Source organism: Rahnella sp. NRRL B-41462, from assembly GCF_003263525.1.
In the GTDB taxonomy this organism is placed as follows: Bacteria; Pseudomonadota; Gammaproteobacteria; order Enterobacterales; family Enterobacteriaceae; genus Rahnella; species Rahnella aceris.
In genome coordinates, this window is the sequence record NZ_JYDF01000141.1 from 1 (window position 1) to 12578 (window position 12578).

17 protein-coding genes and 1 pseudogene are annotated in these 12578 nt (G+C 50.9%); 6 read left to right on the top strand and 12 right to left on the bottom strand.

Translation table 11 applies throughout. The features are described from left to right. The 3 genes from oppC to oppF form a co-directional block, all read left to right on the top strand. Window positions 1-794 (top strand): oligopeptide ABC transporter permease OppC (gene oppC, locus UC14_RS24650; RefSeq protein WP_112198628.1); only part of this gene is annotated, 794 nt, incomplete at its 5' end. A gap of 11 nt (window positions 795-805) precedes the next feature. Then, a complete protein-coding gene (locus UC14_RS24655; protein WP_037034493.1) occupies window positions 806-1831 on the top strand; it encodes an ABC transporter ATP-binding protein in 1026 nt (341 codons plus the stop codon). Between the two features lie 29 nt (window positions 1832-1860). Further along, window positions 1861-2865 carry a murein tripeptide/oligopeptide ABC transporter ATP binding protein OppF gene (gene oppF / locus UC14_RS24660; RefSeq protein WP_015690069.1) on the top strand — a complete coding sequence of 335 codons (1005 nt, stop codon included), beginning with the start codon at window positions 1861-1863 and terminating at the stop codon, window positions 2863-2865. Window positions 2866-3069: 204 nt separating this feature from the next. Here the strand turns inward: oppF and UC14_RS24665 are convergent, their stop codons facing one another. Together UC14_RS24665 and cls are read right to left on the bottom strand one after the other, a co-directional pair. Next, the gene (locus UC14_RS24665) at window positions 3070-3393 is read right to left on the bottom strand and encodes an HI1450 family dsDNA-mimic protein (RefSeq protein ID WP_013575941.1); all 324 of its coding nucleotides are present in this window, start codon (window positions 3391-3393) and stop codon (window positions 3070-3072) included. Window positions 3394-3473: 80 nt separating this feature from the next. Further along, window positions 3474-4934 (bottom strand): cardiolipin synthase, encoded by a 1461-nt coding sequence (gene cls, locus UC14_RS24670; RefSeq protein WP_013575940.1) that lies wholly within the window; start codon window positions 4932-4934, stop codon window positions 3474-3476. Window positions 4935-5231: 297 nt separating this feature from the next. Here cls and UC14_RS24675 point away from each other — a divergent pair, with 297 nt between their 5' ends. Further along, window positions 5232-5414, top strand: a complete 183-nt coding sequence (locus UC14_RS24675; RefSeq protein WP_037034487.1) for a YciY family protein — start codon at window positions 5232-5234, stop codon at window positions 5412-5414. Here the strand turns inward: UC14_RS24675 and UC14_RS26910 are convergent, their stop codons facing one another. The 3 genes from UC14_RS26910 to UC14_RS24685 form a co-directional block, all read right to left on the bottom strand. Next, the gene (locus UC14_RS26910) at window positions 5415-5576 is read right to left on the bottom strand and encodes a YnfU family zinc-binding protein (RefSeq protein WP_013575939.1); all 162 of its coding nucleotides are present in this window, start codon (window positions 5574-5576) and stop codon (window positions 5415-5417) included. A 116-nt stretch (window positions 5577-5692) separates the two neighbouring features. After that, window positions 5693-5983, bottom strand: a complete 291-nt coding sequence (locus UC14_RS24680; RefSeq protein WP_013575938.1) for a zf-TFIIB domain-containing protein — start codon at window positions 5981-5983, stop codon at window positions 5693-5695. Between the two features lie 163 nt (window positions 5984-6146). After that, window positions 6147-6443, bottom strand: a complete 297-nt coding sequence (locus UC14_RS24685) for a YciI family protein (protein ID WP_037034485.1) — start codon at window positions 6441-6443, stop codon at window positions 6147-6149. Between the two features lie 213 nt (window positions 6444-6656). Here UC14_RS24685 and UC14_RS24690 point away from each other — a divergent pair, with 213 nt between their 5' ends. Beyond that, window positions 6657-7382, top strand: coding sequence for an energy transducer TonB (locus UC14_RS24690; RefSeq protein WP_112198629.1), 726 nt, complete (start codon window positions 6657-6659; stop codon window positions 7380-7382). A 101-nt stretch (window positions 7383-7483) separates the two neighbouring features. Here UC14_RS24690 and yciA read toward each other — a convergent pair whose 3' ends face one another. From yciA to UC14_RS24710, 4 genes are all read right to left on the bottom strand, one after another. Continuing rightward, window positions 7484-7924 (bottom strand): acyl-CoA thioester hydrolase YciA, encoded by a 441-nt coding sequence (yciA, locus tag UC14_RS24695; RefSeq protein WP_013575935.1) that lies wholly within the window; start codon window positions 7922-7924, stop codon window positions 7484-7486. Window positions 7925-7997: 73 nt separating this feature from the next. Further along, window positions 7998-8537, bottom strand: a complete 540-nt coding sequence (locus tag UC14_RS24700) for a septation protein A (RefSeq protein WP_013575934.1) — start codon at window positions 8535-8537, stop codon at window positions 7998-8000. Between the two features lie 99 nt (window positions 8538-8636). Beyond that, entirely contained in the window at window positions 8637-9392 is a 756-nt protein-coding gene (locus UC14_RS24705) for a YciC family protein (protein WP_013575933.1), read from the bottom strand. A gap of 113 nt (window positions 9393-9505) precedes the next feature. Beyond that, on the bottom strand, window positions 9506-9883 hold the full coding sequence (locus tag UC14_RS24710) for a YkgJ family cysteine cluster protein (RefSeq protein WP_013575932.1): 378 nt from the start codon (window positions 9881-9883) through the stop codon (window positions 9506-9508). Window positions 9884-10174: 291 nt separating this feature from the next. On the opposite strand from UC14_RS24710, the gene ompW reads away from it, so the two are divergent. Beyond that, window positions 10175-10807 carry an outer membrane protein OmpW gene (gene ompW / locus UC14_RS24715; protein WP_013575931.1) on the top strand — a complete coding sequence of 211 codons (633 nt, stop codon included), beginning with the start codon at window positions 10175-10177 and terminating at the stop codon, window positions 10805-10807. A 71-nt stretch (window positions 10808-10878) separates the two neighbouring features. Here ompW and UC14_RS24720 read toward each other — a convergent pair whose 3' ends face one another. The 3 genes and pseudogenes from UC14_RS24720 to UC14_RS24730 form a co-directional block, all read right to left on the bottom strand. Then, window positions 10879-11193, bottom strand: a complete 315-nt coding sequence (locus UC14_RS24720; protein ID WP_013575930.1) for a BON domain-containing protein — start codon at window positions 11191-11193, stop codon at window positions 10879-10881. A gap of 215 nt (window positions 11194-11408) precedes the next feature. Further along, window positions 11409-12215: a tryptophan synthase subunit alpha gene (trpA, locus tag UC14_RS24725; RefSeq protein WP_013575929.1), complete on the bottom strand. Its 807-nt coding sequence runs from the start codon at window positions 12213-12215 to the stop codon at window positions 11409-11411. Further along, window positions 12215-12578 (bottom strand): annotated as a pseudogene (locus UC14_RS24730) (tryptophan synthase subunit beta); the annotation flags it as partial. The gene trpA and the pseudogene UC14_RS24730, both read right to left, overlap by 1 nt.

The following is a 12578-nucleotide window of genomic DNA, read 5'->3' on the forward strand; positions in this document are numbered from 1 at the left end:
CGGTCACCAGCCTGATCGTGCTGGCATTTATCGCGCTATTCGTGGCGTTTGCGCCGATGTTATCCCAGTTTTCCTACGATGATACCGACTGGAATATGATGTCAGCGGCGCCTGATTTTGCTTCTCACCACTATTTCGGCACTGACTCTTCAGGCCGTGATTTGCTGGTACGTGTGGCGATCGGCGGACGTATTTCCCTGATGGTCGGTGTAGCGGCAGCGTTAGTGGCCGTTATTCTCGGTACGCTTTACGGGTCGTTGTCCGGTTATCTTGGCGGTAAAATTGACTCCGCAATGATGCGTCTGCTGGAAATTCTCAACTCCTTCCCGTTCATGTTCTTCGTTATTCTGCTGGTGACCTTCTTCGGGCAAAACATCTTGCTGATATTCGTGGCAATCGGGATGGTGTCCTGGCTGGACATGGCGCGTATCGTGCGTGGACAGACTCTCAGCCTCAAGCGTAAAGAATTCATCGAAGCGGCGCTGGTGAGTGGTGTGAGCACGCGCAATATTGTCCTGCGTCACATTGTTCCCAATGTGCTGGGCGTTGTCGTGGTCTACGCATCGCTGCTGGTGCCGAGCATGATTTTGTTTGAATCCTTCCTGAGCTTCCTGGGATTGGGTACACAGGAACCACTGAGCAGTTGGGGCGCGTTGTTAAGCGATGGCGCCAACTCGATGGAAGTTTCACCTTGGTTACTGCTGTTCCCGGCAGGCTTCCTGGTTGTAACTCTGTTTTGTTTCAATTTTATCGGCGATGGCTTGCGTGATGCCCTCGACCCGAAAGATCGTTAAGGAGTGCAATCATGAGCACCATTGAACATTCCACATTTGCAGCCCCCGCCGCGGTTGACGGCAAAGTTCCGCCAATCTTACTTGATGTTCAGGATTTGCGCGTCACGTTCGAGACTCCGGACGGTGACGTTACCGCAGTGAACGATCTGAATTTCGATCTGCGTGCTGGCGAAACGCTGGGCATTGTGGGCGAATCCGGTTCTGGCAAATCACAAACCGCCTTTGCCCTGATGGGATTACTGGCCAGTAATGGCCGCATCGGCGGTTCGGCGAAATTTAATGGCCGCGAAATCCTCAATCTGCCACAACAACAGCTCAATAAGCTGCGCGCAGAACAGATTTCGATGATCTTCCAGGATCCGATGACCTCTCTCAACCCGTACATGCGCGTGGGTGAACAGTTGATGGAAGTCCTGATCCTGCATAAAAAAATGAGTAAGCGCGAAGCGTTTGAAGAATCCGTACGCATGCTGGACGCGGTGAAAATGCCGGAAGCCCGCAAGCGTATGAAAATGTTCCCACATGAATTCTCCGGTGGTATGCGCCAGCGTGTGATGATTGCAATGGCGTTGCTGTGCCGCCCTAAATTGCTGATTGCCGATGAGCCGACCACGGCGCTGGACGTGACCGTTCAGGCGCAAATCATGACATTACTGAATGAACTGAAATCAGAGTTCAACACAGCAATCATTATGATTACGCATGACCTTGGCGTGGTGGCCGGTATCTGCGACAAAGTGCTGGTGATGTACGCCGGGCGAACCATGGAATATGGCCGTGCACGCGATGTGTTTTATGAACCTTGTCATCCTTATTCCATCGGCCTGCTCAATGCGGTTCCTCGTCTTGATGCCGAAGGTGGCGCGATGATGACTATTCCGGGCAACCCGCCAAACTTGCTGCGCCTGCCAAAAGGTTGTCCGTTCCAGCCGCGCTGTCCGCATGCGATGGATATCTGCTCCTCGGCACCGCCGCTGGAGCGTTTCGGGGATGGCCGTTTGCGTGCATGCTATAAGCCGCTGGAGGAGCTGGTATGACAGACAACACAATCATGAACAGTGCGGCAATGAACACCCACGCGCCAGAGAAAAAAGTTCTGCTCGAAGTGGCTGATCTTAAAGTCCATTTCGACATCAAAGACGGTAAACAATGGTTCTGGCAGCCCTCGAAAACCCTGAAAGCCGTCGACGGCGTGACCCTGCGTCTTTATGAAGGGGAAACGCTGGGCGTAGTGGGGGAATCCGGTTGTGGTAAATCGACCTTTGCCCGTGCGCTGATCGGGTTGGTGAAAGCCACTGACGGTCGTGTCGCATGGCTGGGCAAAGATCTGCTGAATATGTCGGACAGCGAGTGGCGCCACACGCGCAGTGATATCCAGATGATTTTCCAGGATCCGCTGGCGTCCCTGAACCCGCGTATGACCATCGGTGAAATCATTGCCGAGCCGCTGAAAACCTATAATCCGAAGATGCCTCGTCTTGAGGTGAAGGAAAAAGTGAAGGCAATGATGTTAAAGGTCGGGCTGCTGCCTAACCTGATTAACCGTTACCCGCACGAATTCTCCGGTGGTCAGTGTCAGCGTATTGGCATCGCGCGCGCACTCATCCTGGAACCGAAACTGATTATCTGTGATGAGCCAGTCTCTGCACTGGATGTGTCCATCCAGGCGCAGGTGGTTAACCTGCTTCAGCAGTTGCAGCGTGAAATGGGCTTGTCGCTGATTTTCATCGCGCACGATCTGGCGGTGGTAAAGCACATCTCTGACCGTGTTCTGGTGATGTATCTTGGTCATGCCGTCGAGCTGGGGACTTATGATGAGGTGTACAACAATCCTCAGCATCCGTATACCCGTGCCCTGATGTCTGCGGTGCCGGTTCCTGATCCGGACAAAGAGCGCAACAAAGTCATTCAGTTGCTGGAAGGGGAGTTACCTTCGCCAATTAATCCGCCGTCAGGTTGCGTGTTCCGTACCCGCTGCCCGATCGCCGGACCAGAATGTGCGATAACCCGTCCGTTGCTGGAAGGCAGCTTCCGCCACGCGGTATCTTGTCTGAAAGTCGATCCGCTCTGATAAATATTCTCAGACGGAAAGCATAAAAAAACCTGCCAATGGCAGGTTTTTTTCGTCTTCGTTATCTTTATGTATCGTTCTGCTAAGTCATTCAGATTGGATCAAGGCGGCAATTGAGTGAATTCCCGGGAGCTGACTTATGTCAGTGACCGGGGTGAATGAAAGCAGCCAACACAGAGCCGGTCTGAAGGACGACGGAGAAGATTATTCTTTCCAGAGGATATGGCAGAGCTTGTGATCTTTCTCGCGACACAGCAGAACACGGGCGAAAATATCATTGATAGGCTGGTCTTCAGCGTCAGCCAGGCCAATCACCACTTCAGCAAAGAAGTCCGGATTTAAGTCGAAATCCACGTGCTCAACCCAGTCTTCAGCCGGGTCATATAATTCAGCGCCGCCACGTTCTTCAAATTGCAGATTGAAGATCAGGATGTCTGCCGGATCAAGGTTATCTCCGGCCAGTTCCAGAAAGATGTCGTAGGCTTGTTCAAGCGTTTCGTCTTCGGTCAGGCGATTATTCAGGTCCATATCATTCTCGTTTACAGATGAGTGTATTCAGGCTGGTTCAGGCCGGTACTGTGTGTATTACATCATGCCCGACGTGGCTTTTACAGCAGCGGACTGAAAAAGTAGAACAATCGTTCGACGATGCGGTGCCAGAAAGGACGTTTAAGCCAGGCTTCCACATCCAGCAAATGCGAGCGGGCAATATAATCTTCCTGCACGCGGCCCAAATCATCGCCAAATCCGGCGTCATCAATGACCAGTGTTATCTCAAAATTGAGCCACAGACTGCGCATATCCAGATTCACCGTGCCGACCAGACTGAGCTGGCCGTCGACCAGAATACTTTTGGTATGCAGCAGGCCGTCTTCGAACTGGTAAATTTTGACACCGGCTTCCAGCAATTCGCCAAAGAACGCCTTACTTGCCCAGTTCACCATCATCGAATCGTTCTTCATCGGCAGAATGATACTGACATCCACTCCGCGCTGCGCCGCTGTGCAAATGGCATGCAGCAGATCGTCGCTTGGCACGAGATACGGTGTCGTCATCACCAGTTGTTCGCGTGCAGAATAGGTCGCGGTCAGCAGAGCCTGATGAATCATATCTTCAGGGAAGCCAGGGCCGGAAGCGATCACCTGAATGGTATGGCCGCTTTCCTGCTCGAACGGCATCTGGTTGAGATCCGGTTCCGGCGGTAAAATCCGTTTGCCGGTTTCAATCTCCCAGTCGCAGGAATACACGATACCCATTGTGGTGGCGACAGGGCCTTCCATGCGCGCCATCAAGTCCACCCACTGACCGACGCCAGCATCCTGTTTGAAGAAACGCGGATCGACCATATTCATGCTGCCGGTATAGGCGACATAGTTGTCGATCAGTACGACTTTACGGTGCTGACGCAGATCCATCCGGCGCAGGAACACACGGAACAGATTCACCTGCAACGCTTCAACGACTTCGATACCCGCGTTGCGCATCATGGCCGGGTAAGGGCTGCGGAAAAAGGCCACGCTGCCAGCGGAATCCAGCATCAGACGGCAATGAATGCCACGGCGAGAGGCCGCCATCAGGGATTCTGCGACCTGATCAACCAGACCGCCCGGTTGCCAGATATAAAACACCATTTCGATGTTACTGCGTGCCAGTCCGATATCACGCATCATCGCGTGCAGCACGTCATCGCTGGTGGTCAGCAGTTGCAACTGATTACCTTTTACACCGGCAATGCCCTGACGGCGCTCGCAAAGCTGGAAAAGTGAGGCGGCAATTTCACTGTTCTCAGTGGCAAAAATACGCTTACAGTCTTTGAGATCATTGAGCCAGCGGGCGGTGGAGGGCCACATGGCTTTTGCCCGTTCCGCACGGCGTTTGCCTAAGTGCAGTTCCCCAAACGACAGATAGGCAATAATACCGACCAGCGGAATGATGTAGATGATCAGCAGCCATGCCATTGCGGACGGAACTGCCCGGCGCTTCATCAGAATGCGCAGGGTGACACCGGCAATCAGTAACCAGTAACCGAAAACCAGAAGACCGCTGATTACCGTATAAAATGTTGTCATAAAGGCGAAAAGTCCTGTTCGCAAGCCATCGGCATGAGTGTACGTGAAAGGGGAAACCTTTTAACTAACTTTATCCTGCTAATCAATCAGCTACCTCTGTAATCTGTATCAGATTAATAAAAGAGTCATCGCCCTGACATCAAGGTTAGCTGATAACGTGGAGGAAGGGGGAAAACAAGACTTGGATCACAACGTCATCGGCCTATAATGTCCCGCAGTTTTTCCGCTCAAGACACTTTCTGTAAAAGAAGCGCTTTCGTTAAAGAAGCAGCCACGGGCATTACGGGACACAAGTGAATGAAACACAGTAGAAATGAAGTCGGCCGGTGGCGGATGTTACGCCAGACCCAGCGCCGGAGAAGCCGCTGGCTGGAAGGGCAGTCAAGACGCTACCGCCATATTTACCGTATTCGTCAAATCCATCATCAGCAGCACCAGCGCCTTTCATTGTATGCCGTGAACTACGAATGGAATTCCTGATTAACGGGATTTAGGCTGAAAAAGCGCGCCACATTTTTTGCAGACCAGCGTGGCGTTTTTGCGCACTTTCGAGCTCATCTGTTCTGAAACATAACCGCATTCCGGGCAGGTGACCTTCGTGGTCGTGCTGGTTAGAAACTTCAGTCCGTCGAAGAATGACATAATGCTTACCTCATGGGTAGGGGTAAGCATTCTAACACAGAAGCGATGAATGCAATGTGACGGCATTCGGGGAATCACGCCATGAGGTGTGATGTCATGGCGCGTGAGGGGTGAAATCAGTCGAAAAGCTCTGAAAGGAAGCTCTTCTTTTTATAGGGCTTTTGGGACGGGTAATGGCCGCGGTTGTCATAATTGCCTTGCGGCCGGTGATCGTCTCGACGGTCACGTTCCTCATAGCGTGCAGTTGCAGGGCGTTCTGCGGCCTGTAATGTGGCAGATTTCTCGATGATTTTATCCAGCTCACCGCGATCCAGCCATACTCCGCGACAGTCAGGACAATAATCGATTTCAATGCCCTGACGTTCGGACATCACTAACTGACTTTCTTTGCATACCGGACATTGCATATCAGGTTCTCCGCTCGACTGTTAAAGAAAAAAGGCGCAGGTAACTGTTTGAGTAACCGGATATTTAGACAATCAACTGACGTAAGCAAAAGTAAAGTTGATTAAAGAGAAGGCGGGAAGGCACAGGGAATAGCGGGCAGCCCGAAAAACTGCCCATAAAACATCAGAATACGCGTTTGAACGGTTTGACAGTCACGGCTTTATACACGCCAGCTTTAACGTACGGATCGGCATCTGCCCACACTCTGGCGTCTTCCAGTGTTTCGAATTCGACAATCAGCACGGATCCGGTCATGCCGGCGGCGCCCGGATCTTCGCTGTCAATGGACGGGGTCGGACCTGCAATCAGTACGCGGCCTTGTTCATGCAATTTTTTCAGGCGTTCGATGTGAGCAGGGCGGGCAGCAGCACGTTTCTCCAGCGAGTCGGAAACATCTTCAGAATAAATAACGTAAAGCATGAGTCACCTTTAATGGGGTTTTAGTGAGCGTTTTTTGGCAGCCAGAGGCTGCCTGACTATTTTACAGAATTAACATAGCTAAACCTGAAGTCCGGGGAAAGCGCTTTGCGTAGGATCAAAACAAGGGTTATTTGAGAATAGTTGTCATCTCGGTGTTGAATATGATTGCTATTTACATTTAAACTTGCGGCTTCACGGGGAAAATGAATCATTATGCCGCTAAAAAAGTTTAGATTTATCCGCAAGGTGACGGTGCCGGTTTTGCTTGCTGTTAGTTTACATGTCGCAGTCATTGCGGGCGTGTTGTATATGACGGTGGGCGAGTCAATCAAATTGCCAAGTCAGGATCAGAAGGTGATGAGTGTAACGATGGTCAATCCGGCCGACTTTGCACCCCCGCCGCCACAACCTGAACCGACACCGCCAGCACCTGAGCCGGAACCGGAAGTCGTGCCGGAGCCACCGCCGCCGCCTGAAGCCGTTGTGATTCCGGAGCCCCCAAAACCTAAGCCAAAACCGGTGAAAAAGCCGGTCGTTAAACCGAAGGTGAAACCCGTTGAACGTCCCGTCGAAAAACCGGCGCAAACGGTACAAACTGCCCCGGTAACCAGCAACCAGCCGGTCACTAAACCCGTGAGTCAGCCTCCGGCGTCTACCAATGCGCAGAGCAATACCGGTCCGCGGCCGCTGCAGCGTGGCGAACCTGCTTATCCGGCGCGAGCACTGGCCTTACGTATCGAAGGGCGGGTTCGTGTACAGTTTGATGTGGACAGCGATGGTCGTGTGCAAAACGTACGTGTTCTGTCAGCTGAGCCGCGCAATATGTTTGAGCGGGAAGTGAAACAGGCGATGAGCAAATGGCGCTATGAACCGAAGGCTGCCAGCAATCTCGTGGTGAACCTGGTGTTCAGGATTAAAGGCGGTTCTGCTGTCGAATAAGCCAGGACAGGTCATCACCAGTGATTTCAACGCAAAAAAAGGTCGCCATGAAGGCGACCTTTTTACTTTCAGTCTTTTACTTCCCATCATACAGAACCGGCTTAGTCCTGAGAGACACCGTCGGAATCGACGCTGAAATTACTGCGACCGTCAGGCAGCTGGCGCGATTTCCCTTCATCATCTACAGCAACATACGTAAACACCGCTTCAGTGGCTCTGTAACGCTGTCCGATGGGCTCAGAAGAGACTTTCTTCACCCACACTTCCACGTTGATGGTGATCGAGCTGTTACCGGTACGAATACAGCGTGCGTAGCAGCACACCACATCCCCGACAGCCACGGGTTTAAGAAACGTCATGCCGTCAACGCGTACGGTCACTACGCGACCTTTGGCGATTTCTTTCGCCTGAATCGCCCCGCCCATATCCATCTGCGACATCAGCCATCCGCCAAAGATGTCGCCATTCGCATTGGTGTCAGCTGGCATCGCCAGCGTACGCAACACCATTTCACCATTGGGTAAGCTATGTTTTTCGTTCATACGATAGGCTTCACACAGTTCAACAATTTGAAAAAGTAAGGCCTTTCAAAGAAAGGCCCGTGCAGAAGAATGCTTATTTTTTTTCGTCATCCGGCATATGCCGGTAAATATAGACGCCACTCAACAGGGTGAATACCAGCGTCAGTGCGGTCAGGCCAAATACCTTGAAGTTAACCCAGATATTCTGCGGTAACCAAAAGGCCACATAGATATTGGCCAGTCCGCACAGCAGGAAAAAGATGGCCCAGCTGACGTTCAGTTTATTCCATACGTGATCCGGCAATGTCAGCTCTTTACCCAACATACGCTGGATTAACGGCTTTTTCAGAACCAGCTGGCTGATCAGTAATGCACCGGAGAACAGCATATAAATAACTGTCACTTTCCATTTAATGAATTCGTCATTATGGAAAACCAGTGTCAGGGTGCCGAAAACAGCGACCATCGCGAAGGTGATTAACGTCATCTTCTCGATTTTGCGATACAGAATCCAGGTAATCACTAACGCTAACGCGGTGGCCGCAATTAACGCGCCTGATGCGACAAAAATATCGTAAAGCTTATAAACCACAAAAAAGACAATCAGGGGAAGAAAATCGAGGAGCTGCTTCATACTTCATTCCATGTTTTATGTATGGGATGACTATACCGGAATCATTTCGCGGACAAAAGAAAAGGGCGCCGGAGCGCCCCTGAAAAAGTTATGTCTATATTATGCATGTAATTTCATGTAAAGACGGAACAGATAAATCAGCATAAAGGCGCTGATCAGGTTGCTCACTGCGCCGAGGATCACTGCACCAATCATCGGATTCAGCGCACTCAGTACGCCAACAAACAGCATCAGCACCACCTGCGCCACAATCCACAGCATCACGGCCGGGGCGACCAGACGCACATTGCTGAAGGCCAGGCGGGTGCTCAGGCGCATTGCTTTGAACACGCCTGCATTCTCTTTACAGGAAATAACCGGTGACATTGACCAGGCAATCGCAATCAGGAATGCCGGAACAAACAGCAGCGCCAGACCGATACGGAACATGATGCTGTAAATAAACAGCAAAATGGCCAGACGTGGCAACACCGGCAATGACGCACTCAAAATTTGCGTAATACTGGCGCGAACGCCCTGAGAAATCAGTTGGATCAACGTCAGAACGCCGCCGACCAGAATAACGTTTCCGGCGAGCGTTGACAGCAGAGCGGCCAGGCTGTAACGGAAAATCGCGCTTTGCTGCTCCGGAGTAATCTGCTGCTCAATATATCCCATCATATCGCCGACGCTCATGCCGGTCATGTTACTCATCAGTTGCCCGATGGCCTCGACCTGCTCAGATGAAGGACTTAAAACCCAGCTTAATATGACGGTGATTAATGCGGCCAGAACCGAGAGCGCCAAAACGCTACTCATCTGATTACGCATAAAATTATAACTGTCACGGTACAACGTACTGGCCGTGATAGACATGGACGCTCCTTGGCAAAAAGCAAAAATCAATAAGGCGGGGATTGTACCCTTTAAATACCCTCCGCCGATAGTTTTGCGCTGATTTCCTGTCAGACCCGTCGATCAATCTCTGCTTAAACGCAACTGAGGTGGCTGAGATCAATCGTCGGTAAATTTACATCCAGAGGGGGCAGGCCATACTTCGCACGGGCACGATCGCAGGCGGCATTGCCGATGCCATTCAACCCTGACTGATCGAATTCGCGGCACGGTGTCGGACGGTTGAGATAAACAGAACAGGAAACCGCATGTCCCACTTCACCCTCCAGGGCAACACAGCGCGGCGTTTTACTGTTCGTGCCTTGCATGCAACTCAGAAAAGGGGTGACTTGCTCTGTCAGTGCCTGCGGAACACAGCCGCCAGCCTCTTCAGATTCAGCCCAATAAAATGAAACGCGGAAATAAGCGCAGCATGCGCCACAGGTCATACAAGGATTGTTAATTTCGCCCATCTTGGAAGTTACCGACTCCTTACGGCACCAAACCAAAACTAACTATGAGTATGCAAATTACGCAGCACCATTTTTTTTAGCAACTGAAATATCACCTGTTAACAAAACAACAAAATCTCCTCATTTTTGATGCAGATCAATTCCTTTGTTTTTATAGATTTAGATCGCTTTGCGGAAGATGCATTTTCTTACTTTTTGTTTTAAAGATGTGATCCCGCATTGATCAAACCATACCAAAGAGTAGGTATCATTCGCGCGGTTGATAACTAATCCACACAAAGGGAAGGGACAATGAAAGCAGCATATTGGGCATTAGTGGCAGCAGCGGCATTTCCGGCAGTCTCGAGCGCACATCAGGCAGGGGATGTGATTTTTCGCGTAGGGACAGCCACGGTTCGTCCGACAGAAGGCTCGGACAACGTGCTGGGTCTGGGTTCATTTAATATCAATAACAACACGCAGATGGGATTAACCCTCGGTTACATGTTCACTGACAATATCGGGATGGAGTTGCTGGCAGCCACACCGTTCCAGCACAAAGTCGGTCTGCAAAGTACCGGGACTATCGCAGAAGTGAAACAATTACCGCCGTCTCTGATGGCGCAGTATTACTTTGGTGACCGTCAGGACAAATTGCGTCCGTACCTCGGAGTGGGTATCAACTACACCACATTTTATGACGCGGATTTCAACCAGACCGGGCGTGATGCCGGGCTGTCTGATTTAAGCGTCAAAGATTCCTGGGGTGTGGCAACGCAGGCTGGTCTGGATTACAACCTGGACGATAACTGGTTAATTAACATGTCTGTCTGGTGGATGGATATTGATACGGAAGTCAAATTCAAAGCTGGTGGTGAGCAGCAAAACATCAACACCCGGATCGACCCATGGGTCTTTATGTTTGGCGCCGGCTATCGTTTCTGATTTCCGGAAAGACAGTTCAAAAAAAGAGGCGCTTCGGCGCCTCTTAGATTTTCAGTTTGCTACATTCCTGATTATTTCAGTCGCATATCATTCTCAATTGAACGCACACCGGCTACGCCGCGAGTCACTTCAACTGCACGGTTTGCATCTGCTGTTGACGTCACAAAACCACTCAACTGTACGCGGCCTTTAAAGGTCTCGACACTGATCTCAGTGGATTTAATGCTCTTATCTGCCAGCAGGGCAGATTTTACTTTTGTGGTGACGACGGTGTCATCGATGTAACCACCGGTTCCTTCTGATTTTTTGGTCGGCGCACAAGCGGCAACAGCCAGGACCACAACCGCTGCCATGCAGAATGCGGACAATGTTTTGAATAGCTTCATAAAATAACTCTCCATGATTTGTTATAAAACCAAAAGAAACAACATGTTAGCTGAGCAGATGATATCTCTCTCATACAGTATCATTGATCTGCAGAGTAATTTTAGTTTGGATTATTGAAATGGGTAATACAAATTAAGCGGGGTAAAAAAAAGTAAGAAATTAAAAGAAACAGAACCTTAGTCACTGTATGACTGAGGTTCTGTCTGAGAGAGGGTTAAGCGCGGGTCGCGGCCTTCATTTCACTGACAAAGCGGGAAAGCTGAGCCAGCATTTCAGAAGGCTGATGCTGATTGTTTTCGATGATACGCACCGTCGCTGAACCGGAAATAGCACCGGCTGCGCCTGCGGCCAGCGTTTCTTTTACCTGTGACGGTTCGGAAATACCAAAGCCCTGCAAGGGTGGCGCGGCATTGTATTCACGTAACTTATCAACCAAGTGATTCAGCGGCGTCAGCGCGCGTTTTTCAGTGCCTGTCACGCCTGCACGTGACAGCAAGTAAGTGTATCCGCGGCCATGAGACGAAATCTCACGCAGCAAATCGTCAGAGGCATTTGGCGGACAGATGAAGATAGGAGCGATGCCGTGGCGTAACGCGGCCGCACGGAATGGCGCAGATTCTTCAAACGGCACATCGGCAACCAGCACCGAATCGACGCCCACTTCAGCGCAACGCTGATAGAAGGTTTCAATACCATTGTGGAACACCAGGTTGGCATACATCAGCAGGCCAATCGGAATATCCGGATGCTTTTCGCGAATACGGGCCAGCATGTTGAAGCATTGCGTTGGCGTCACACCCGCAGCAAAAGCACGCAGATTTGCATTCTGAATGGTCGGGCCATCGGCCAGAGGATCGGAGAACGGTACACCCAGTTCCAGTGCGTCGGCACCGGCTTCGATCAGCGTATCGATGATTGACAGTGACAGCTCAACGCCCGGATCGCCCAGCGTGACGAAAGGAACAAATGCGCCTTCTTTTTTGCTTTCCAGACGCTTGAATAATTGCTGATAACGTTCCATTAAATCTCTCCCCGGGCAGTCAGGATGTCGTGTACGGTGAAAATGTCTTTGTCGCCGCGACCTGACAAATTCACGACCAGGATTTGTTCTTTCTCTGGTGTTTCCTTGATCAGTTTCAGCGCGTAAGCCAGCGCATGAGAGGATTCCAGTGCAGGAATAATCCCTTCATGGCGGGACAATTCTTTAAAGGCATCCAGCGCTTCATCATCGGTAATCGACACATATTCTGCACGGCCAATGCTGTTGAGAAAAGCGTGTTGCGGGCCGACGGACGGGAAATCCAGACCGGCTGAAATCGAGTAGGATTCTTCAATCTGACCCTCAGACGTCTGCATCATCGGTGCTTTCATGCCGAAGTAAATG

What these genes read in the sequence shown, in the direction of transcription:
- cls (WP_013575940.1), bottom strand. Translation starts at nt 4,934, where the DNA reads ATGACAACATTTTATACGGTAATCAGCGGTCTTCTGGTTTTCGGTTAC.
- yciA (WP_013575935.1), bottom strand. Translation starts at nt 7,924, where the DNA reads ATGAACGAAAAACATAGCTTACCCAATGGTGAAATGGTGTTGCGTACG.
- UC14_RS24710 (WP_013575932.1), bottom strand. Translation starts at nt 9,883, where the DNA reads ATGGGCGAAATTAACAATCCTTGTATGACCTGTGGCGCATGCTGCGCT.
- UC14_RS24680 (WP_013575938.1), bottom strand. Translation starts at nt 5,983, where the DNA reads ATGCAATGTCCGGTATGCAAAGAAAGTCAGTTAGTGATGTCCGAACGT.
- UC14_RS26910 (WP_013575939.1), bottom strand. Translation starts at nt 5,576, where the DNA reads ATGTCATTCTTCGACGGACTGAAGTTTCTAACCAGCACGACCACGAAG.
- UC14_RS24720 (WP_013575930.1), bottom strand. Translation starts at nt 11,193, where the DNA reads ATGAAGCTATTCAAAACATTGTCCGCATTCTGCATGGCAGCGGTTGTG.
- trpA (WP_013575929.1), bottom strand. Translation starts at nt 12,215, where the DNA reads ATGGAACGTTATCAGCAATTATTCAAGCGTCTGGAAAGCAAAAAAGAA.
- UC14_RS24705 (WP_013575933.1), bottom strand. Translation starts at nt 9,392, where the DNA reads ATGTCTATCACGGCCAGTACGTTGTACCGTGACAGTTATAATTTTATG.
- UC14_RS24675 (WP_037034487.1), top strand. Translation starts at nt 5,232, where the DNA reads ATGAAACACAGTAGAAATGAAGTCGGCCGGTGGCGGATGTTACGCCAG.
- oppF (WP_015690069.1), top strand. Translation starts at nt 1,861, where the DNA reads ATGAACACCCACGCGCCAGAGAAAAAAGTTCTGCTCGAAGTGGCTGAT.
- UC14_RS24655 (WP_037034493.1), top strand. Translation starts at nt 806, where the DNA reads ATGAGCACCATTGAACATTCCACATTTGCAGCCCCCGCCGCGGTTGAC.
- UC14_RS24700 (WP_013575934.1), bottom strand. Translation starts at nt 8,537, where the DNA reads ATGAAGCAGCTCCTCGATTTTCTTCCCCTGATTGTCTTTTTTGTGGTT.
- ompW (WP_013575931.1), top strand. Translation starts at nt 10,175, where the DNA reads ATGAAAGCAGCATATTGGGCATTAGTGGCAGCAGCGGCATTTCCGGCA.
- UC14_RS24685 (WP_037034485.1), bottom strand. Translation starts at nt 6,443, where the DNA reads ATGCTTTACGTTATTTATTCTGAAGATGTTTCCGACTCGCTGGAGAAA.
- UC14_RS24665 (WP_013575941.1), bottom strand. Translation starts at nt 3,393, where the DNA reads ATGGACCTGAATAATCGCCTGACCGAAGACGAAACGCTTGAACAAGCC.
- UC14_RS24690 (WP_112198629.1), top strand. Translation starts at nt 6,657, where the DNA reads ATGCCGCTAAAAAAGTTTAGATTTATCCGCAAGGTGACGGTGCCGGTT.